18 protein-coding genes and 2 pseudogenes are annotated in these 19,528 nt (G+C 30.9%); 11 read left to right on the plus strand and 9 right to left on the minus strand.

The features are described 5' to 3' along the window. Positions 1-9 precede the first annotated feature (9 nt). The 3 genes from K4897_RS05105 (at position 10) to albA (ending at position 3,190) form a co-directional block, all read left to right on the plus strand. Positions 10-1,245, plus strand: a complete 1,236-nt coding sequence (locus tag K4897_RS05105; RefSeq protein WP_019265134.1) for a PQQ-binding-like beta-propeller repeat protein — start codon at positions 10-12, stop codon at positions 1,243-1,245. A 58-nt stretch (positions 1,246-1,303) separates the two neighbouring features. Next, a complete protein-coding gene (locus K4897_RS05110; RefSeq protein ID WP_019265133.1) occupies positions 1,304-2,839 on the plus strand; it encodes a 2-isopropylmalate synthase in 1,536 nt (511 codons plus the stop codon). Positions 2,840-2,911: 72 nt separating this feature from the next. Beyond that, positions 2,912-3,190 (plus strand): DNA-binding protein Alba, encoded by a 279-nt coding sequence (gene albA, locus K4897_RS05115; RefSeq protein WP_004032678.1) that lies wholly within the window; start codon positions 2,912-2,914, stop codon positions 3,188-3,190. Between the two features lie 21 nt (positions 3,191-3,211). Here the strand turns inward: albA and K4897_RS05120 are convergent, their stop codons facing one another. Further along, positions 3,212-3,880 carry a PHP domain-containing protein gene (locus tag K4897_RS05120; RefSeq protein WP_019265132.1) on the minus strand — a complete coding sequence of 223 codons (669 nt, stop codon included), beginning with the start codon at positions 3,878-3,880 and terminating at the stop codon, positions 3,212-3,214. Next, the gene (locus tag K4897_RS05125; RefSeq protein ID WP_019265131.1) at positions 3,873-4,907 is read right to left on the minus strand and encodes a DUF1786 domain-containing protein; all 1,035 of its coding nucleotides are present in this window, start codon (positions 4,905-4,907) and stop codon (positions 3,873-3,875) included. The genes K4897_RS05120 and K4897_RS05125 overlap by 8 nt, the downstream gene beginning before the upstream one ends. A gap of 90 nt (positions 4,908-4,997) precedes the next feature. Here K4897_RS05125 and K4897_RS05130 point away from each other — a divergent pair, with 90 nt between their 5' ends. Next, positions 4,998-6,299, plus strand: coding sequence for a TrpB-like pyridoxal phosphate-dependent enzyme (locus K4897_RS05130; protein WP_019265130.1), 1,302 nt, complete (start codon positions 4,998-5,000; stop codon positions 6,297-6,299). A gap of 24 nt (positions 6,300-6,323) precedes the next feature. Here K4897_RS05130 and K4897_RS05135 read toward each other — a convergent pair whose 3' ends face one another. Next, positions 6,324-6,605 (minus strand): hypothetical protein, encoded by a 282-nt coding sequence (locus K4897_RS05135; protein WP_141562255.1) that lies wholly within the window; start codon positions 6,603-6,605, stop codon positions 6,324-6,326. A 12-nt stretch (positions 6,606-6,617) separates the two neighbouring features. Then, positions 6,618-6,959 carry a hypothetical protein gene (locus K4897_RS05140; protein WP_250415662.1) on the minus strand — a complete coding sequence of 114 codons (342 nt, stop codon included), beginning with the start codon at positions 6,957-6,959 and terminating at the stop codon, positions 6,618-6,620. A 614-nt stretch (positions 6,960-7,573) separates the two neighbouring features. Here K4897_RS05140 and K4897_RS05145 point away from each other — a divergent pair. Further along, the gene (locus K4897_RS05145; RefSeq protein ID WP_019265128.1) at positions 7,574-8,350 is read left to right on the plus strand and encodes a ParA family protein; all 777 of its coding nucleotides are present in this window, start codon (positions 7,574-7,576) and stop codon (positions 8,348-8,350) included. Further along, the gene (locus K4897_RS05150) at positions 8,351-9,070 is read left to right on the plus strand and encodes an AAA family ATPase (protein ID WP_250415663.1); all 720 of its coding nucleotides are present in this window, start codon (positions 8,351-8,353) and stop codon (positions 9,068-9,070) included. On the opposite strand, the gene K4897_RS05155 is transcribed toward K4897_RS05150, so the two are convergent. From K4897_RS05155 to ilvD, 3 genes are all read right to left on the minus strand, one after another. Then, entirely contained in the window at positions 9,053-10,171 is a 1,119-nt protein-coding gene (locus tag K4897_RS05155; RefSeq protein ID WP_019265126.1) for a radical SAM protein, read from the minus strand. The two genes, K4897_RS05150 and K4897_RS05155, sit on opposite strands and share 18 nt — an antisense overlap. Before the next feature lie 70 nt (positions 10,172-10,241). Further along, complete coding sequence (gene hisD, locus K4897_RS05160) at positions 10,242-11,516, minus strand: histidinol dehydrogenase (RefSeq protein WP_250415664.1); 1,275 nt, start codon at positions 11,514-11,516, stop codon at positions 10,242-10,244. 5 nt (positions 11,517-11,521) lie between these two features. Next, a complete protein-coding gene (gene ilvD, locus K4897_RS05165) occupies positions 11,522-13,171 on the minus strand; it encodes a dihydroxy-acid dehydratase (RefSeq protein ID WP_250415665.1) in 1,650 nt (549 codons plus the stop codon). A 365-nt stretch (positions 13,172-13,536) separates the two neighbouring features. Between ilvD and aspS the strand changes: the two genes are divergently transcribed. The 4 genes and pseudogenes from aspS to K4897_RS05185 form a co-directional block, all read left to right on the plus strand. Next, positions 13,537-14,856: an aspartate--tRNA(Asn) ligase gene (gene aspS / locus K4897_RS05170; protein WP_019266840.1), complete on the plus strand. Its 1,320-nt coding sequence runs from the start codon at positions 13,537-13,539 to the stop codon at positions 14,854-14,856. A 12-nt stretch (positions 14,857-14,868) separates the two neighbouring features. After that, positions 14,869-15,264: pseudogene (locus K4897_RS05175) on the plus strand (NAD(P)/FAD-dependent oxidoreductase); the annotation flags it as partial. Between the two features lie 248 nt (positions 15,265-15,512). After that, the gene (locus K4897_RS05180) at positions 15,513-17,009 is read left to right on the plus strand and encodes a transposase (RefSeq protein WP_250415666.1); all 1,497 of its coding nucleotides are present in this window, start codon (positions 15,513-15,515) and stop codon (positions 17,007-17,009) included. Between the two features lie 41 nt (positions 17,010-17,050). After that, positions 17,051-17,869: pseudogene (locus K4897_RS05185) on the plus strand (aminoacetone oxidase family FAD-binding enzyme); the annotation flags it as partial. Between the two features lie 271 nt (positions 17,870-18,140). On the opposite strand, the gene K4897_RS05190 reads toward K4897_RS05185, so the two are convergent. After that, on the minus strand, positions 18,141-18,317 hold the full coding sequence (locus K4897_RS05190) for a hypothetical protein (protein ID WP_250415667.1): 177 nt from the start codon (positions 18,315-18,317) through the stop codon (positions 18,141-18,143). Between the two features lie 69 nt (positions 18,318-18,386). Then, positions 18,387-18,659 carry a hypothetical protein gene (locus tag K4897_RS05195; protein WP_250415668.1) on the minus strand — a complete coding sequence of 91 codons (273 nt, stop codon included), beginning with the start codon at positions 18,657-18,659 and terminating at the stop codon, positions 18,387-18,389. Between the two features lie 230 nt (positions 18,660-18,889). On the opposite strand from K4897_RS05195, the gene K4897_RS05200 reads away from it, so the two are divergent. Further along, positions 18,890-19,519: a cobalt-precorrin-8 methylmutase gene (locus K4897_RS05200; protein ID WP_094516612.1), complete on the plus strand. Its 630-nt coding sequence runs from the start codon at positions 18,890-18,892 to the stop codon at positions 19,517-19,519. Positions 19,520-19,528 lie beyond the last annotated feature (9 nt).

Consider the following 19,528-nt stretch of genomic DNA (forward strand, 5'->3'; position numbering starts at 1 on the left):
GTTAAAAAGATGTCTAAATATAATAAATTATTAATCGGATTTATAATCTGTATATTATGTATCAGCCCAATAGCTGGTGCAAATATTGATTGGAACACATTTCAGGGTAATTTAAATCACACGGGATATGTTGATGATAATTCTGACTTTGTTACAAATTTATGGGCCTTTAATATGGAATCACCAGTTGTAGGCTCACCGGCAATCTATGGAGACTTTTTATATGTTGTTTCACAGGAAGGTATTTTAAAAGTAATTGACATGGAAAATGGAACTGAAGACTGGTCATTTAATTTAAAAGGAGACAGTAATGCAACACCTGTAGTAAGTAACAATACAGTATTTGTAGGAAATAATCAAAGTTTTAAAGCTATAGATATTGAATCACAAGATATTTTATGGAAATATAATACTTCTGACGAATCTATTCAAGGTGCAGCTTATGTAGATAACGATACTGTTTATGTAGGTTGTGATAATGGGCATATTTATGGATTTAACATAGCTGACGGTAATAAAACTTTTGAAGCAGATTTAGGGGATGATGAAATAGTATCTTCTCCGATTGTTGTTAACGGATCTCTTTATGTTGGTTCAACTAATGGTAATGTTTACTGCATAAATTTAAATAACACAAATATAACCTGGCAATATGCTACAGGAGATGCAATTTACTCTTCTCCATCATATGCAGATGGTAAAATTATAATAGGTTCTGATGATGATTCCCTTTATGCTTTAAATGAAACAAACGGGGATTTATGCTGGGATTATGATTTAAACAATAAAGTTAAATCCTCTCCATGTATTGATGAGTATAATAATAATGTTTATATAGGTTCTGATGAAGGTAATTTAACCTGTCTTGATTTAAGAGACGGAACTTTTAAATGGAGTCATGCTACTGGAGCTCCAGTTCAGTCAACTCCCGCTATAAAAGAAGATTTAATTGCATTTGGTTCCAATGATGGAACTGGCTATGTTTTAAATAAATACACTGGTGAAGAGGAATTTACTTACAATCCAGGAACTATATTATTTAACTCAGAAATAACTTCCTCTCCTGTTATTAATGGAAATAGTCTATTCTTCGCAGATCATAGTGGACATGTATATTCATTAAACATAGATAAAAATGAAGTTCCGGCTAGCGAATATCTGTATTATACATTAGCTATTTTTGTTGTAATTTTAGTTGTGATTGTTGTTGTAGTTAAAACCATAAAAAAACACAATAAAAGATAAACTTTAAATATCTAAAAAGAAGTAATTACTAATTACATTAAAATGGGAAGTTTTAATTATGTATGGTAAAAATATCGAGACATTAAAAAAGGAAAATATGAATCTTGCTGATAAGATTTATATTTTTGATACAACTCTCAGGGATGGTGAACAAGCCCCTGGAGTTGCTCTAACAGTTGATGAAAAAATCCAAATTGCTCAAAAGCTTGATAAACTTGGTGTAGATAAAATAGAAGCAGGTTTTCCTGTATCCTCAAACGGTGAAAGAAAAGCTGCAAAAGAACTTAATTCATTAGGTTTGAATGCTACAGTTTTAGGTTTAGCTCGCAGTGTGCAAAAAGATATTGATGCTGTTCTTGATTCCGGATTGGACTACATACATACTTTTATCGGCACTTCTCCATTGCACAGAGACTATAAACTTAAAATGTCTAAAGAAAAAGTCATTGAAACAGCTGTTGAATCTGTTGAATATGCAAAAGATCATGGTTTAACTGTTGAATTTTCTGCAGAAGATGCAACAAGAACAGAACATGATTATTTATTTGATGTTTATGATGCTGTTGTAGATGCAGGAGCAGACTTTTTAAATGTTCCAGACACTGTTGGAGTATTGATTCCAGTTATAACTAAAGAATTAATTACTAATCTTAAGGAAAGATACACTACTCCAATTAGTGTTCATTTTCACAATGATTTCGGTTTAGCTACTGCAAATACATTAACTGCTATTGAATGTGGAGCAGATCAGGCTCATGTAACAGTTAATGGTATGGGAGAAAGAACAGGTAATGCTTCTCTTGAAGAACTTATTGTTGCACTTCATGCCGCTTACAACATTGACTTAAACATTGATACAACACAATTATATAGTTTATCTGAATTTGTAGGCCGTATTACCGGTATTAAAATGCCTGTTAACAAACCTATTGTTGGAGCTAATGCATTTGCACATGAATCCGGTATACATGTTCATGGAGTGTTAAATAATGCTTTAACTTATGAACCGATTTCTCCAGAACTTGTAGGACATTCAAGAAGAATAGTTTTAGGAAAACACACTGGAGCTAATGCAGTAAAAGCTAAATTAGAAAAATATAACATAGATTTAACAGAGGAACAATTCCAAAATGTATTTGATCAAATTAAAGCACTGGGAGATAAAGGTAAAACAGTTACTGATGATGATTTAAGAGCTATTGCAATAACTGAAATAAGCAGTGCTAAAGAAACTCCTATTAAACTTGAAGGTTTAGGAATATTGTCTGGAGCTATTGTATCACCAACAGCTACTGTTAAATTAAATATTAATGGAAAATTAAAAGAAACATCCTGCACTGGTGTAGGTCCAGTTGATGCAGCTATAAATGCTATAAGAGAATTAATTCAAGATACAATGGATATTGAACTTGAAGAATACAATCTGGAAGCTATTACTGGAGGTACTGATGCATTAGCTGAAGTATTTGTTATTTCTTCTGATGGTGAAGGCAATAAATCAACTGGTAGGGCAACTAATGATGATGTGATAATGGCCAGTATATTGGCTGTTTTAGATTCTATTAATAAAATTCTATTGATGGAAAAAAATTAGCTAAAGCAATATTTATATGTTAAAAAAATTATACATTTAATTGTATAACAGTCTATATGGAGTCATGATACTATGGAAGAAAATGTTATCTTTATTGGCAGTAAACCAGTAATGAACTATGTTCTAGCGGTAGTGACACAATTTAACGGTGGTGCAGACCATGTATCTCTTAAAGCAAGAGGTAAAGCTATTAGTCGTGCTGTAGACACTGCAGAAATTGTTAGAAATGGGTTTATCCCAAACGCTGATGTTGAAGATATTAGTATTGCTACAGAACAGATAGACACTTACAACGGTGAAAAAACAAATGTTTCAACTATTGAAATAAAAATTGTAAAAAAGAGTGAATAACTCTTATCCATTTTATTTTTTTTAATATAATTTACGAATATGCTTGTCAAACAGATATTTTGATAATTTTATATTTGAAGTTCCTTTTCCATGAGCTTCTACTTGACCTTTTTTAATAGATTTCAAAACACTGTCAATATTTAATTCACAGTCAATTAAACTATAACAGTCACCTAAGAAATCAATATAATGAGAGTCACTTGCACCTAAAGAGGGTATATTTTTTTTATTAGCTAATTTTTTAGCTTTATAGTTACACCAACCAACAATAAAACGGGCATTTTTAGTTTCTATAGCATCAAAATTCAGTTCATCAGGATTGCTTTTACAGAATAATCCGTGTCTGTAAAAACAAAAAGGATGGGGAATAATGGCTAATCCTCCCTGGTCGTGTATTTTATCAATTGTTTCTTCGGGCTCTAAATCTCTTGGAACTGCTTCTTCACAACCAAAACCAAGAATATGGCCTTTGGAAGATGAAATTTCAATTGAAGGAATTACAAGTAGATTCTCAATATTTTTTGTTTTTTCAATTGCAACTTCAGAACCTTCTACTGTATTATGATCACTGATAGCTATGATATCAATTTTGTCTTCAATAGATTTTTTTATTATATCATCTATTTTTGTAGAAGAGTCCGGGGAATACTGGCAATGTATATGAGAATCTAGTTTATACATTTTATTCATTCCATTCAATGGTTTTGATTAATCCTACAGTTCCAGTCATCATAACATCTCCTCCGGGACATGCATGACGCCAGTCAAGGTTAGTTTTTTCAATTAATTCTCGTTTAGGGCCGCTAACAATGACTTTTTCTAATTTGGTTATTGGATTTAGCACATGTGCTCCATGACCATGATCATTATATATTTCTTCATTTGTTATTTCTCCGCTGGCTAGTCTGTTGATGTAATTTTCCAGTGATTCACCAGTTAAGTTAGAGGTGTGATGTTCAAATAATCCCTGAATTTTACCATTTTCTATTGATGCAGCAGTAGTATGTCCGTTTCCAATATCAATAGCTATAAAACTGTTTAATTTCAAAGCTTCTTCATCATAGCACATTCCGGCTATTGAAGCAAATTTTGTATCCATTAAAAGAGGTGTTTCTTCAATGCCTTCTTTTTTAAGAGCAGATTCTACAGATTTCATTCTGGAGTAGTAATCAGGAACATTTCCGTTAAATCCAAAGCTTTCAGGTTCTACAGGTTCACTTAGTTTTTCTCTGATTTTTTCAAATCTGAAGTCCCTGTCTCCCATATTCTCATTGTATCCATGATCCTGAACAGCAATAGCTATTTTATCTATATCAAAGTCCAAATCATATCCTAATACAAATTCAGATAACTTTTTGATGTTTATATCTCCTAAATGAATTTTAGTATATCCTTCATAGCTTTTATTTTCATCAGCTATTTTAATTCCATAGGATTTTACCTGTTCCAAGTCATCTCTTATTGTTTTAGCACATTTTGCTTCCATTACTACATCGTAACCTTTTTCCATATGTTCAAGAATGCTTCTTTTTAATTTTCCCCCGCCCATAATTTCTCCATCAAAGTAAATGTCATTTTCAACTTCTTTAATCTGCTGGGAGATGTATAGGTGCGGTGAAGGTAAGACTAATTTAATTGAGTTTTCCAGCTCTTTTTCGTCGTTGTAAATTAGTATGTCCTGAGTCCCTGTTCCAACATCAATAGCTAAAATTTTCATATTTTTAAATAGGTTTTTATTCTATTAAAATATTGATTGTACAAAACTGTACACTAAAGTTTTAAATAGTACATTAACTAATTTATTAATATGAATTATAAAATCGTATTATCATCTGAAGATGTGCCAAAAAAATGGTACAATATTAACGCTGATTTACCTTGCGAACTTCCAATGCCAAAAAACAGTGAAGGAAAAGACCAGATTGGAGATTTGCAAAAAGCATTTACAAAAGCAGCACTGGAACAAGAGTTTGCAACTGAAAGATATATTAAAATTCCACAAAAAGTAAGGGAATTATACATGCAGATGGGAAGGCCAACTCCTTTATTTAGAGCTAGGCGTCTTGAAGAAAAATTAAACACTCCTGCTAAAATCTATTACAAAAGGGAAGATACCTCTCCTACAGGATCACATAAATTAAACAGTGCAATTCCTCAGGCATACTTTGCTAAAAAAGAAGGTGTTGAAAGATTAACAACAGAAACAGGTGCAGGGCAATGGGGAACTGCCTTGTCACTTGCCTGTTCATTACTTGATTTGGACTGTACTGTATACATGGTTAAAGTATCATTTAACCAAAAACCGGACAGGAAAAACATAATGAATATTTATGGCGGCGAAGTATTTGCCTCCCCAAGTGAAAATACAGAATTTGGACGTAAAGTATTAGCTGAAAACCCTGACCATGTAGGATCACTTGGAATAGCTATTTCAGAAGCAATGGAAGAAGCTCTCAACAATGACAATGTAAAATACACTTTAGGCAGTGTGTTGAATCATGTAATGTTACATCAGACTGTCATCGGTCAGGAACTTAAAACACAACTGGAAATAGCTAATGAAGAACCGGACACTATGATTGCATGTGTTGGCGGAGGAAGTAACTTTGCAGGTGCTTTATATCCGTTTATCAAAGATAAACTTGATGGAAACAGTGATACTGAATTTATTGCAGTAGAACCAAGTGCATGCCCAACATTAACTGAAGGTAAATATGAATATGACTTTGGAGATTCCAATGGATTTACTCCGCTTCTTAAAATGTATACCTTAGGTCATGACTTTGTAGCACCTTCTGTACATGCCGGAGGTTTAAGATATCATGGAATGTGTCCACAAATCTCATTACTTGCACATGAAGGATATATTAATCCTGTAACCGCTCATCAAAGAGATGTATTTAATGCAGGAATTCAATTTGCCAAATGTGAAGGAATAGTTCCGGCACCAGAAACTACTCATGCAATTAAGGCAGGTATTGATGAAGCTATTAAATGCAGACAAACAGGAGAAGAAAAAACCATTGTTATTAACTTTTCAGGTCATGGTATGTTGGATTTAAAAGGTTATGCAAACTACTTCTCTGGTGAAATGCCAAACAGTAAATAGAGTTGAGATTAATTCTCTACTCTATTAATTTGAAAGTATTCCGTAAAATACTATTTGGAATATTATACAGTACAAACTTTCTAAAAGCAACCAGTATTCCTCATATTTTTGATATTTTTTGTTAAATGGTTTAATTTTAGAATATATTGTGAATATTATCATTGATAGGAATGGAATCATCAGTATAAACTTGGTATATGTATTGTTTATATCTATGTTAAATAATCTCATTATGATCATGTAGCTATATTGTATTATTAGCATAGTATATAATATTTTGAGATATTTTAGTTCTATATTTTTCATATTTATTCACCATTATCTAAGAGCATTATATCCTAAATAATCCCATGCATCTATTTTGTCATGTTTAAAATAGGAATATGTTTCATTTCTATCCATTTTTCTTGCTCCATTTTTGCCGTTAATATAAATAGCATTATCTCTATCTAATCTACCATCACTTAAAACTGGAACTTCAATAAATGCTTCATATCCATTATTATCTTTAAAACAAAAGGTTTTTGTTCTATCTTGAATCAGAGATGGATGATAACTGAAGTATTGCCAAGTATCCATAGGTTTTAAATCATTTCTCACTTGAACAGTAAATTCACCATATCCTATCATTAAACTAACTGCTGATTCTATTGCCTCCAAAATAGATGTACAACTTCTGTAGACATAATGCTGAATGTATCTTTGTTTTTTAGTATTGTAAAATTATTATTGATTATGGAGTTGTATAATGATTCTAAAGAACAGTTACTTGAATTTCCCGTAACTTAATGCTATATTTTCTAATTTGGATAATGCTAATGAATTAAGACAAAATTAATTTCATGTAATATTTGTTTTGTTGATTTATAAATTTTTTCAATTACATTTTATTTATAATTTATAACTTATAACTAAAAACTTATAACTAATAACTACTAACTATTAACTTATTTCTTATTCTTTATAAGTTATCACTTAAAATATCTAACTTATAACTTATTCCTTAAAACGTAGAATTTATAAGATAGAAGTTATAAAATATAACTTATACATTAAACCTTTTAACTTAAAACTTATCTCTTTTAAGTTATGAGGTATAAGTTATTAATTAAAAGTTATCTCTTTTAACTTATTTCTTAAAAGTTATATCCTATAAGTTATTTCTTAAAAGTTAAAACTTATTTCTAATAACTTAGAAGTTATCTCTTGTAAGATATAACTTAAAACTTATTTCTAATAACTTAAAACTTATCATTTATAAGGAGAATTAACTAATGAGTGAAATAATAGCTGTAATGAATCAAAAAGGAGGCTGTGGAAAGACTACAACTGTAGTTAATACAGCAACTTCACTAGCTGTAATGGGTAAAACTGTTTTGGTAATTGATATGGATCCTCAAGGTAATGCAACTACCAGCTTTGGGATTGATAAAACAAAATTAGAAAATACAATTTATGATGCAATTATTGGGGATGTAAGTGTTAAAAAAGTAACAATCCCTACATTTATCAAGAATTTATTTATTATCCCAAGTAATATTTCATTAAGTGGAGCAGGTGTTGAATTAAGCAAAAAGGAAAATTATCATATTGTTTTAAAGGAAACTCTTAAGGAATTGCCTCCTTTGTTTGACTATATTTTTATTGATTTGCCTCCTTCTTTAGGTGTTATAACAGTTAATGCATTAGTTGCAGCAGACAGTGTACTTATACCTATTCAGGCAGAATATTATGCATTGGAAGGAGTAGCTGATTTAATTAATACTATTAACTTAGTTAAAAAAAGACTTAGAACACCTGTTCCGATTAAAGGTATTCTTCTGACATTATATGATAAAAGAACAAGACTTAGTAAAGATGTCTACAAAGAACTTAAGAATCATTTTGGAAGTACAAATCTATTATTTAACACAGTGATTCCAAGAAATATCAGATTAGCTGAAGCTCCAAGTTATGGTAAACCTTGTTTAATTTATGATTCTGAAAGTACAGGTACAAAAGCTTATTTAAGTTTAGCTAAAGAAATTATAGAACGGGATGGAGGTAATTAGATGGCTAAAAAATCAACAGGTTTAGGGAAAGGATTAGATTCTTTAATTCCTGATTTTTATGATGAAGACTTTGACAGTAATTCTGCAGTATCTCTGGAAGACATGTTAAGTGAAGATGAAAAACAAGAAGAATCTAGTGAAGATATTGTAGAAAATATTGATGAAGATGATTCTTCTAGTGAAGAATCTGCAGAAGAAAGTCCTGAAAATGATGAATCTAATGAAGAAATTGTAGAAGAAGCTGCTGAAAATGAGGAGTCTAGTGAGGAAATTGTAGAAGATACGAAATCTCTTGATGATGATACTTCTGAAGAAGATGAAACTGGTGAAGATATTGTAGATAATCAAGAAGATATTGTAGAGGAAGATGAAAATCAACAAATAGATAATGAGGAAGAGGATAGCGATGAGGATGTCAACCAAGAGGAAGTTGAAGATATTGAAACATCATCCGAAGACTTATCTGGCAGTGAAAGTGATGAAGAAAGCATACAAAATCAAAAAGAACAGGAAAAAATCTTAGAGAATGTAGCTGAAGTTAAAGAGATAGTTGATAAAAATCCAAGAATTACTTTATGGTCTTCACAATCTGCAGCAGTATTTAGATATTTAAGAAAAACAGAACCTGAATTTAGTATTAGTAAAGAGGCTTCAGTTTTAATTGATGAAGCAGTTTCTAAAAAATATCCTGAGATTTGGGAATTATTCGAAGATATCTAAACTAGGCTGATATTCTCCGTCTAATTTAATGTATTTTTCAGCTCTATTTACAGCTATTCCTAATCTTTTCAATTCTTCTTTTTTTGTAAATCTGTATTTTTTTCTAATAGAAATTATTTTTTTAGCTGATTTTACACCAATGCCCGGAACTCTTATCAGGTCAATAAATGGTGCACTATTAATTTCTACAGGAAATATATTCATATTATTTGCAGCTAAAATTTTAGGATCAGTATCTAAGGATAATCTGTCATCATCTTCAAATACTAATTCTTTAAGTTTGTAATTATAATCATTTAATAAACTGTCTGCATTGTAAAGCTTACCTACTCTTTGACTACTGCAGCTGTCTTTTTTTTCAAATTCAGTACCTTCAATAGGTGTAAATCCACTGTAATATGCACTATGCAATTTGGAATTCTTGTATATTTTATCTATTCTATGTAGAATTTCTCTGTCTGTTTCGTTATTTGCACCGATAATTAACTGTGTAGTATGAGTAGAATTTGGATATGTTGTAGAACTGTTTTCCAGTGAATCTATCCAATGTAATCTTTTCAGTATATCTTTTTTATAATCCTTTGTAGATGACAGTTCAGCCAAACCGCTTGGTGTAGCAGCTTCAATATTAATACTGACTCTATTAGCTAGTGCCATAGCTCTTTTAATAGAATCTTTTGATGCTCCAGGAACAATTTTTAGATGTATATAATCATCGTAACCATAATCTTTTCTAAGACATCTGCAGGTTTCTATTGTTTTTTCCATTGTAGAATCTTCATTGTCTGCAATACCTGAACTTAGAAACAGACCATTTACAAGACCTTTATTGTAGTATGTCATAAAAGCTTTAGCTAGTTCTTCAGGTTTTAACTCTAATCTGGTGAAAGTTCTTTTAGACTGATTAATGCAGTATTTACAGTCATTTTTACATTTGTTTGTAAGCAGTGTTTTAAATAATGGTATTTGACATCCATTATGACCTGTAGCATGGTATATTCCAGGCAGATTTACTTGTGATGATTTTTGATGATTTACATAATCACATAAATCATACTGAGCAGAGTCAGTTAAAACTTTCATCTTATGTAAAGTGGACATGATTAATTATTATATATTAGTTATAATTAATGCTTTTGGCAAGCATATGAAAAATAAAAAATAAACCAGACTATTTATTTAATCTGGTTTTGATTGAGTCAACATGTGCAAATAATCCTTCATATTCAGCTATTGGGATACAGGTCTTAGATATTTTTTCCAAACCTTCTTGTGTGATTTTTTGAACTGTTGGTTTTTTAATAAATGATTCTGTAGACAATCCGGAATACATTTTAGCTCCTCCACCAGTTGGAAGAACATGGTTAGTTCCGGATCCATAATCTCCACATGCAACCGGAGAATATTTGCCTAAGAATATTGATCCTGCATTATTTATTTTACTTAATACCCCTTCGTCATCTTTTGTCATAATAACTAAGTGTTCCGGAGCATATTCATTTGTAACATATATTGCATCTTCAAAGTTTTCAGTAAGAATAATTTTTCCACTGTTAGCTAGAGCTTCTTTTATGATTTCAGATCTTGGAGCATCTTCGGTTTTTTTATCTACAATTTCTGAAATATCTTCAGCTAATTTTTCATCATCTGTTACAAAAAAACATGACGCTTTAGGGTCGTGTTCTGCTTGTGATAATATGTCTGTAGCAATATATTCTGCATTAGCTGTTTTATCTGCAAGTATCAGCACTTCAGATGGTCCTGCTGGAAACTCAATATCTACTTGACCAAATACTAATTTTTTAGCAGCTGTTACGAAAATATTTCCGGGACCTACAATTTTTTCAACTTTAGGAACACTTTCAGTACTATAAGCCATAGCTCCAATAGCCTGAGCTCCTCCTACTTTATATATTTCATCTGCTCCAGCTAAATGAGCAGCTACTAAAATTGCATTACCTATTTTACCGTCTTTTTGTGGTGGTGAACAGCAGATAATTTTTTTAACTCCAGCTATTTTTGCAGGAATTACAGTCATTAAAATTGTAGACGGATAAGCTGCTCTTCCTCCGGGAATATAACATCCAACACTGTTTATTGGCCTTACAATCTGTCCGGCAGTTATTCCTTCCCTAACTTCAATATTCCATTCTTCAGGAATTTCTTTTTTATGAAATTTTTCAATATTTGCAGCTGCTTTTTTTAGAGCTTCCAATAAAGTATCATCTATTGTATCATAAGCTTCTTTTATTTCTTCATCTGTAACTTTTAAATTATCTATTGTGACTTTGTCGAATTTTTGTGTATAATCTTTCAATGCCTGATCTTTGTTTTGCCTGACATTTTTTAGAATATCAGATACAGCATCTAAAACATTGTTTACATCTTCTTCTGATCTTTTAACAGTTTGTGATAAATCAATATCATCATATCTTAAAAGTTCCATCTAAATTACCTCAATATAGCTCCAGTATCTGCTGATTGAACAACTTTGCTGTATATTGATAACCATCCGTCAACATCTCTTTTTGGATTCTTTCTATTGGCTAATCTATTTGATATTTCCTCATCAGATAATTCCACATTTATAAATCTGTTTTCAATATCAATTTCTATTATGTCTCCATCTTCAATAGCTCCAATAGGACCGTCAGACATTGCTTCAGGTGATACATGTCCAATACAGGGACCCCTTGTTCCTCCAGAGAATCTTCCATCTGTAATAAGACCTACATCTTTAATTTCCATACCTGCAAGTGCAGAAGTAGGATTTAACATTTCCCTCATTCCGGGACCGCCTTTAGGGCCTTCATATCTGATTACTAAAATATCTCCCTCTTCTACTTTATGGTCAAATATAGCCTGAGTAACTTCTTCTTCACTATTAAATACTTTGGCAGGTCCTTTAAGATGCATTAAATCTGGTGAAACTGCACCTTTTTTAACAACTGATCCGTTAGGTGCAATATTTCCTTTTAATATAGCTATTCCACCATCTTTATGTATAGGATTATCTAACGGATGGATAACATCAGTATTTGTAACTTCAACATCTTCAATGTTTTCTTCTAATGTTTTTGTTGTAACAGTAACAGCAGATGTATCAATTTTATCTCCAAGTGTTTTTAATACTCCAGGAATTCCTCCAGCTTTATGTAAGTCCATCATTGTGTCTGTACCTGCTGGAGAAATTAGACAAATATGGGGAACTACTCTGCTGATTTTGTCAAATAAATCAAGAGTAACTTCAACACCTTCAACTTCATTAGCTATTGCAGGTATATGAAGTGCAGTGTTACTTGATCCGCCAAGAGCCATGTCTACTGTAATTGCATTGTTAAATGCTTCCTGTGTTAAAATATCTGACGGTTTCAAATCAGCTTCTACTAATTTGATGATTTGTTTACCTGAATTGTAAGCCATTTCTTCATTAGCTTTATCTGCTGCATGAGTTGTAGCACAAAATGGCAGGGATAATCCTAAAGTTTCTGTTACACATGCCATAGTATTTGCAGTAAATAATCCGGAACAGCTCCCTGCACCTGGACAGGCGCATTTTTCAATTTCGTAAACTTCCTCTTCTGAGATTTTACCTGCAGATTCCTGACCGACAGCTTCAAATACAGTAATCAAATCTGCATTTTTACCGTTATATTGTCCGGCAGCCATTGGCCCACCGGTAACTACGATTGCAGGAACATTTACTCTGGCTGCACCCATAATCATACCTGGAACTACTTTATCACAGCTAGGCATAAGTACTAATCCGTCAAAACTATGTCCTTTAGCCATACTTTCAACAGTAGCAGCTATAATTTCTCTGGAAGGAAGGGAATATTTCATTCCTTCGTGATTCATACTTATTCCATCACAAATAGCCATAGTGTTAAATTCAAATGGAATACCTCCAGCAGCTATTATTCCTTCTTTTACAAATTCAACAAGTTTTCTGAGATGAATATGTCCGGGAACAATTTCTGTAAAACTGTTAGCTATTCCAATAAAAGGTTTATCAAAATCATTATCTCCAAGACCGCATGCTCTAAGTAAAGACCTATGTGGTGCTCTTTGAATTCCTTTTTTAATATTGTCACTTTTCATCTAATCACACAATTTAGTCTTTAGTATTTTAATATATAATATTTAATAATAAATAAAAGCTATGTTACTTATTTTAAAAGGGAATAATTTAATCTGTTGATTTATTCACGATTTAATAAAGTTTAATAATTTAACTGATTTTATACATGATTTATATTCTTTTTTATTAATTATTAGCTGATTTTAATCTGTAACTTTTGATAATTAATCTTTTTAGAGCTTCTGATTTTATTGAATTAACTTATAAAAAATGGATTTTGGCCTGTTAATCAAATACTTTATTAAATATAAAAATTAAATTTCTTAATATAATGAAAACTTAATTTTATTATAATTATTTTTTTAAAAAACCTAGAGGTGAACCAATGCAAGGTTTATTAAACGAATGGAGAAGAACAAATTATACTAAAAATGTTACTCCTGATTTAACTGGACAAGATGTCATCGTCATGGGTTGGGTACATGAAATCCGTGATTTAGGTGGAATCATCTTTGTTATTATTAGAGATAGAGAAGGTAAAGTACAAATTACCGCACCAAGTAAAAAAGTGGATGCAGAAATACTTGAAGATATCAGAAAACTTAGAAAAGAATCTGTTGTAGCTATTAAAGGTACAGTTCAAGAAGCTAACCAAGCACCTACTGGTGTTGAAATTATTCCTAAAGAAATTAATCTTTTAAATTTAGCTAATCAGCCACTTCCTATGGATCCTACTGATAAAGTTAAAGCTGAAATTGATACAAGATTAGATTCAAGATTCATTGATTTAAGAAGGGATAATGTCAGTGCTATTTTCAAAATTAAAAATAGAATGTTCCATACTGTAAGGGATTTCTTCTATGAAAATGGATTTATGGAAATTAACACTCCAAAACTTGTAGCTTCTGCTACTGAAGGAGGAACTGAACTTTTCCCAATTACATATTTCGAAAAAGAAGCATTCTTAGGTCAATCTCCACAATTATACAAACAGATGATGATGTCTAGTGGAATGGATAGGGTATTTGAAATCGGCCAAATTTTCAGAGCTGAAGAACATGATACTTTAAGACATTTAAACGAAGCTGTTTCTATTGATGCAGAAGCTTCTTTTATGGATGATGTTGATGTAATGAAAATACTCAACAATATGATTGAACAGGTTATTATTGACATCAATGAAGACTGTAAAGAAGAATTAAACATATTGGAACATGAAATGCCTGTTCCAGACGGTCCTTTCCCTGTTGTAACTTATGATGAAGCAGTAGATATTGTAAACTCCAGAGATGTTGAAATGAGCTGGGGTGAAGATTTATCCCGTGCAGGTGAAAAAGCATTAGGTGATGTAATGGGAGGATTCTACTTCTTAACTGAATGGCCTTCTGAAATTAAACCGTTTTATGTAATGCCTAATTCTAAAGATCCTACTAAAGCACATGCATTTGATTTAATGTATAATAACTTGGAATTATCTTCTGGTGCTACCCGTGTACACCAATACGATGTTTTAGTAAAACAAATTGAAGATAAAGGATTGAATGTAGCTTCATTTGGTAGCTACTTAAAAGCTTTCGAATATGGTATGCCTCCTCACGCTGGATGGGGTGTAGGTGCTGACAGATTAGCTATGGTACTTACTGGTGTTGAAAATATTCGTGAAACAGTTCTCTTCCCAAGAGACAGACACAGATTAACTCCTTAAATTTTGATTGTTATGGAAGAATTTGATATAGCTGTAATTGGCGGGGGTCCTGCAGGAATAATGGCTGCAATAGTTGCTTCTGCAGATTCAAATGTTGTATTGCTTGAAAAAAACTCCTCTTTAGGTCATAAACTTCTTATTACTGGGGGAGGCAGATGCAATATAACTAATGAAAAGCCAATTAAAAAGCTATTAAATTCTTTTCATGATAAAAACTTTTTAAAACACTCTTTTTACACTTTTACAAATGAAATGCTACTGGACTTATTTAGAAACAGAGGTCTTGATTTTATAATTGAAGATAATAATAGAGTATTTCCAGAAACTGAGAAATCTCAAGATATATTAGCTATTTTAAAAGATTACTTAAAAGATATAACTATAAAATACAATTATAAAGTTTCAGATAGGGTGTCCGCCAAAATTGATTTTTGATTTTTCGTCAAAAAAATTTTTGGGCTTAATTTTTATTATTTTTAATATATTTCAATTAATTTTTGTTTATTTTATTTTATTTGGTTTAATTATTTTTTAAATTATTGTTTAGTTTTATTTTATTCTTATTTTTGATTTTTAATGGTTTTAAGACAGTTAAGTTTATATACTTTGTTGTACATATTTTATATTAGATATAAGTTGTTTTGGTGTTGTTATTTATGGTTAAAAGAAAGTTTGATAGGAATCAGGCAAAATTGGGCATTAATACTCTTGATTGGAATGTTCCGGAGAATCATATTTCTCGTTTTGTTGTTGAATTTGTTGAAGAAGTTTTTCCACTTTTAAATATCAAAGAACCCAAGAAAAAGAAAGGAAGAGACTCCCTTCCAGTGGATTCCATGTTAAAATTGCTTATTTATGCCAAAATCCAACATATTGATAGAACATCAATAATTGCAGATATGGCGCGATACCATGATATATTTAAATACGTGTGCGATGATATTAGACCTTCTGAAAGATCAATCCAAAGATATCGAAGAGAATATGGCCATTATTTTGAAGTATTGCTGCAAATGACATTAAAAAAGGCCTTTGATGAAGGATTCACTGAATTTAATCACGTTGCCATTGATGGAACCATCAAAAAAGCATACAATTCCAACAACAACACCATTACAAAAAAAGAAACTCAAATATTGATCGATTACTACGAAGGACGACCTATTGACCCTGAATGTCTTGAAAAACTTCACAAACCTGCTCAAAGATTATTGGAAAAGAAAGACATAGATGATGAAGATAAATTAGAACTATTATATGGAATAAAAACACAATTTACATTCACAGGACAGGATAAAATTCCAGTAAATGATATAGAAGCAAGATTTATGAAAGGAAAGAAAGGAAACTTCATGGTTGCTTATAATATCCAATCTGCAGTCGATTATGATACCAAATTAATCTGTGCAATAAACGTCACACAAAACCCGACAGACCACTACGAACTACCAATAATCGCAGAAAGAGCAATAAGAAACATTAACACCACACCAAAGTATATAAGTGCCGATACAATATACTTAAACCAAATATCACTATCATACTTAGCAGATAAAAAAATAGATGGTTTAATACCAAATAGAAAGCAAAGTAAAGAAAAAATAGGAAAATTAAATCCAAATCCATACCATAAAGACCATTTTGAATATGATTATGAATTAGATGCATTCAAATGCCCAAAAAATCAATATATGCACTTTTTCGCAAAATACATCGAACCACACAAAGATCCAGAAAAACCAGACAAAATAAAAAGACTCTACAACAATTATGAAGCCTGTAAAAACTGCAAAGCACGAAACAAATGCTTAACAGGCAAACAAACACACAAAACCATCACAGAATACGGATCAGAAATGCAAAAAGCAATGAACGAAAAAATGGAAAAACAGGAATATAAAGACGAATATAGCAAAAGATCAAGCGTTGAAGGACCATTTGGAATATTCAAAGAACAATTCCAAATAGAAAAAGAAGTAGTCATCGGAATGGTAAAAACAGAAGAAAGAATAAACTTAGATGCATTAGCATATAATTTAATACGACTACACAACATAAAACAAGAAATAAAAAACACAACAGAAGATTTAGAAGATTTCTGCGAAAGCACATCCATTAAAAACCAATTAAAACTTGATGTAACAATATTTTAAAAAAAATCAACAAGTCAGCCAAAATTCAATTTTGGCGGACACCCGATATTAAAAAAGAAAATAATTTTGTAATAAATAATGACATTATTGCTAAAAAAGTCATAATAGCTACTGGGGGAGCTACATTTCCAAAAACAGGTTCTGCAGGAGACGGATATTGTCTGACAGATAATCCGGTTACAGATATTAAATATGGGCTGGTTCCTTTAATAACTAAAAAAGACTTGTCAGATATTGCAGGAATTACCTTATATGATGTTGTTATAAAATATAAAAACTTCAAAATTAAAGATAATGTTCTAATAAGTCATGTTGGTTTAACAGGTCCTGGAATTTTAAATATAAGTAGTGAAATTTCCAGAAATGTGGATTATAATATTTTGGATAATGCTGATGTTAAATTAGATGAAGTCTTGTCTGTTGATTTATGCCCTGATTTTAATCAGGAAGAATTAAAAACTAAATTCACTAATGATTTTCAGGATAAAGGAAAAACATACATTAAAAACTACTTAAAATACTTTTTAACTAATAATTTTATTCCATTCTTTTTAGAATCTGTTGAAATTGAAGGGGAAACTCAATTAAGCAGAATTAATAAAAAACAAAAAAATAAGTTAGTTGAAGCTTTAAAAAATTTTAAATTTGAAATATCCGCTTTCAATAAAGATTTAAGTCATGTTACTTTAGGTGGGATAGCTATTGAGAATATTAATCCTAAAACTATGGAATCAACAATAACTGAAGATTTATATTTTGCAGGTGAAGTTTTAGAACCTGTCGGTCCTACAGGTGGATATAATCTCAAAATAGCATTTTCTACAGGATATTTGGCAGGTTTATCTGCATCTAAAAAATAAAATAGAATTATTTTAGCTATTCATTTTTTGCAGATAATTTAGATGATGTATTATTTTTTATGGATTCCTTTAGTTCACCAAGAGTTGCCATTCCAATATTGGTTACATAGGATACGTCATATAAATCCATTTCTTTTTTTATCAGTTCCTCAGCTATTTCAAAGCTGGATTCTTTTATTCCTCTTTTTATTCATTCTTTGAATCCTTTTTCGAATCCTTCGTTGTATTTTTGTTCTCCATATTCTTCTTCTAATGTAAACATATTATGACCTTACTTTTTGTATATTGTTTCTAATTCTCTTGTTGGGATGTCTGTTATCTCTGATACAAATTTCATTGACAAATCTCTTTTTAATAATTTTTCAGCTGTTTCTACTTTATTTTTTTCTATGCCTTTTTTTTCTCCAGCTTCAAATCTGGACTGACCAAATTCTTCTAATAATCTCATATTATCACTTAGTATATTGCTTAATTTTATTCGTGTTTCTTTATTTTCAATAAATTTATCTACTAATAGTCAAGTTATGCCTAATACAAATTCTGACTTGTGGTGTATTGATTTTATTAATTTATTTAGTGTCTGCACAGTTTTTTCTAGCTGTTTTTCTATAGTGCATTCAAAACTCATTAATGGTGATAATGCAAGGTTTATCAATTCAGTCCAGTTTATTTTTTGGTTATTTTTTATTTTATTTTCAATAATAGTTATAGCTTCATCACCGTCTTTGTTTTTTAGAGATATTGCTAGTATTTTAAAGCTACAGCTATTATTAATCTTGTAATCAATCACTTTGGTTTAAGCAAAACAATATTGTAACATGATTTGTTTTTTAAAAAACCTGAATCAGAAATATATTCTTTTTAGTATTATGTAAGTGAAGCTTATTTTCATTTTAAGAGAATAAAAGCAATATTATTGTTTTATAGGAGTATTTGATTCATACAGCTTAAAATAACATTTTTAACGGTAAATAATTGCATTTTTAAAATTATAAATATATTAACATTATATATTATATTATGAAAAATCAGATGTTTATGGGCGCATCAACTAAACAAGGTTATGATATAGCTACTAAAAGTAGGGAAATTATTCGTGGCCTTATTGGTGATGACATTAAAGATTTGGCTCCGGCTGAAAGAGATATTGTTGAACGTATTGTTCACTCTACAGCTGATCCAGAATATGCTAAACTTGTACATATGAGTGCTGATTTTGTTGAAGCAGCTATGACTTCTTTAAGAAATAATGAAACAATTTTAACTGATATTAATATGGTTAAATATGGTATAACTCAATATGATGGAGAAGTTGAATGCTTTATTAAAAATGAGGAAGTTAAAAAAATAGCTAAAGAAAATCAGATTACAAGAGCGGCTGCTGCTATGAGGTATGCTGCAGAAAATGATTTTGAAGGAATTGTTGTTTCTGGTAATGCTCCAACAGCTGTTTTTGAAGCTATGGACTTATATGAAAAAGGTGAAATGAACCTTAAAGCTATTGTTGGAGTTCCTGTTGGTTTTGTTGGTGCTGCTGATTCAAAAGAAGCTTTGAGAAATTCAAATATTCCAAATATTATTGTTGAAGGCCCTAAAGGTGGAACACCAATAGCTGTGGCCTGTGTAAACTCTTTAATTCAAAATTTATAATGTGATAAT

Source organism: Methanobrevibacter sp. TLL-48-HuF1 (assembly GCF_023617305.1).
Classification (GTDB): domain Archaea; phylum Methanobacteriota; class Methanobacteria; order Methanobacteriales; family Methanobacteriaceae; genus Methanocatella; species Methanocatella intestini.

Excerpts from the sequence above, each read along its gene's own strand:
- K4897_RS05105 (WP_019265134.1), top strand. The coding sequence starts at position 10 with ATGTCTAAATATAATAAATTATTAATCGGATTTATAATCTGTATATTA.
- K4897_RS05110 (WP_019265133.1), top strand. The coding sequence starts at position 1,304 with ATGTATGGTAAAAATATCGAGACATTAAAAAAGGAAAATATGAATCTT.
- albA (WP_004032678.1), top strand. The coding sequence starts at position 2,912 with ATGGAAGAAAATGTTATCTTTATTGGCAGTAAACCAGTAATGAACTAT.
- K4897_RS05120 (WP_019265132.1), bottom strand. The coding sequence starts at position 3,880 with ATGAATAAAATGTATAAACTAGATTCTCATATACATTGCCAGTATTCC.
- K4897_RS05125 (WP_019265131.1), bottom strand. The coding sequence starts at position 4,907 with ATGAAAATTTTAGCTATTGATGTTGGAACAGGGACTCAGGACATACTA.
- K4897_RS05130 (WP_019265130.1), top strand. The coding sequence starts at position 4,998 with ATGAATTATAAAATCGTATTATCATCTGAAGATGTGCCAAAAAAATGG.
- K4897_RS05135 (WP_141562255.1), bottom strand. The coding sequence starts at position 6,605 with ATGAAAAATATAGAACTAAAATATCTCAAAATATTATATACTATGCTA.
- K4897_RS05145 (WP_019265128.1), top strand. The coding sequence starts at position 7,574 with ATGAGTGAAATAATAGCTGTAATGAATCAAAAAGGAGGCTGTGGAAAG.
- K4897_RS05150 (WP_250415663.1), top strand. The coding sequence starts at position 8,351 with ATGGCTAAAAAATCAACAGGTTTAGGGAAAGGATTAGATTCTTTAATT.
- K4897_RS05155 (WP_019265126.1), bottom strand. The coding sequence starts at position 10,171 with ATGTCCACTTTACATAAGATGAAAGTTTTAACTGACTCTGCTCAGTAT.
- hisD (WP_250415664.1), bottom strand. The coding sequence starts at position 11,516 with ATGGAACTTTTAAGATATGATGATATTGATTTATCACAAACTGTTAAA.
- ilvD (WP_250415665.1), bottom strand. The coding sequence starts at position 13,171 with ATGAAAAGTGACAATATTAAAAAAGGAATTCAAAGAGCACCACATAGG.
- aspS (WP_019266840.1), top strand. The coding sequence starts at position 13,537 with ATGCAAGGTTTATTAAACGAATGGAGAAGAACAAATTATACTAAAAAT.
- K4897_RS05180 (WP_250415666.1), top strand. The coding sequence starts at position 15,513 with ATGGTTAAAAGAAAGTTTGATAGGAATCAGGCAAAATTGGGCATTAAT.
- K4897_RS05190 (WP_250415667.1), bottom strand. The coding sequence starts at position 18,317 with ATGAGATTATTAGAAGAATTTGGTCAGTCCAGATTTGAAGCTGGAGAA.
- K4897_RS05200 (WP_094516612.1), top strand. The coding sequence starts at position 18,890 with ATGAAAAATCAGATGTTTATGGGCGCATCAACTAAACAAGGTTATGAT.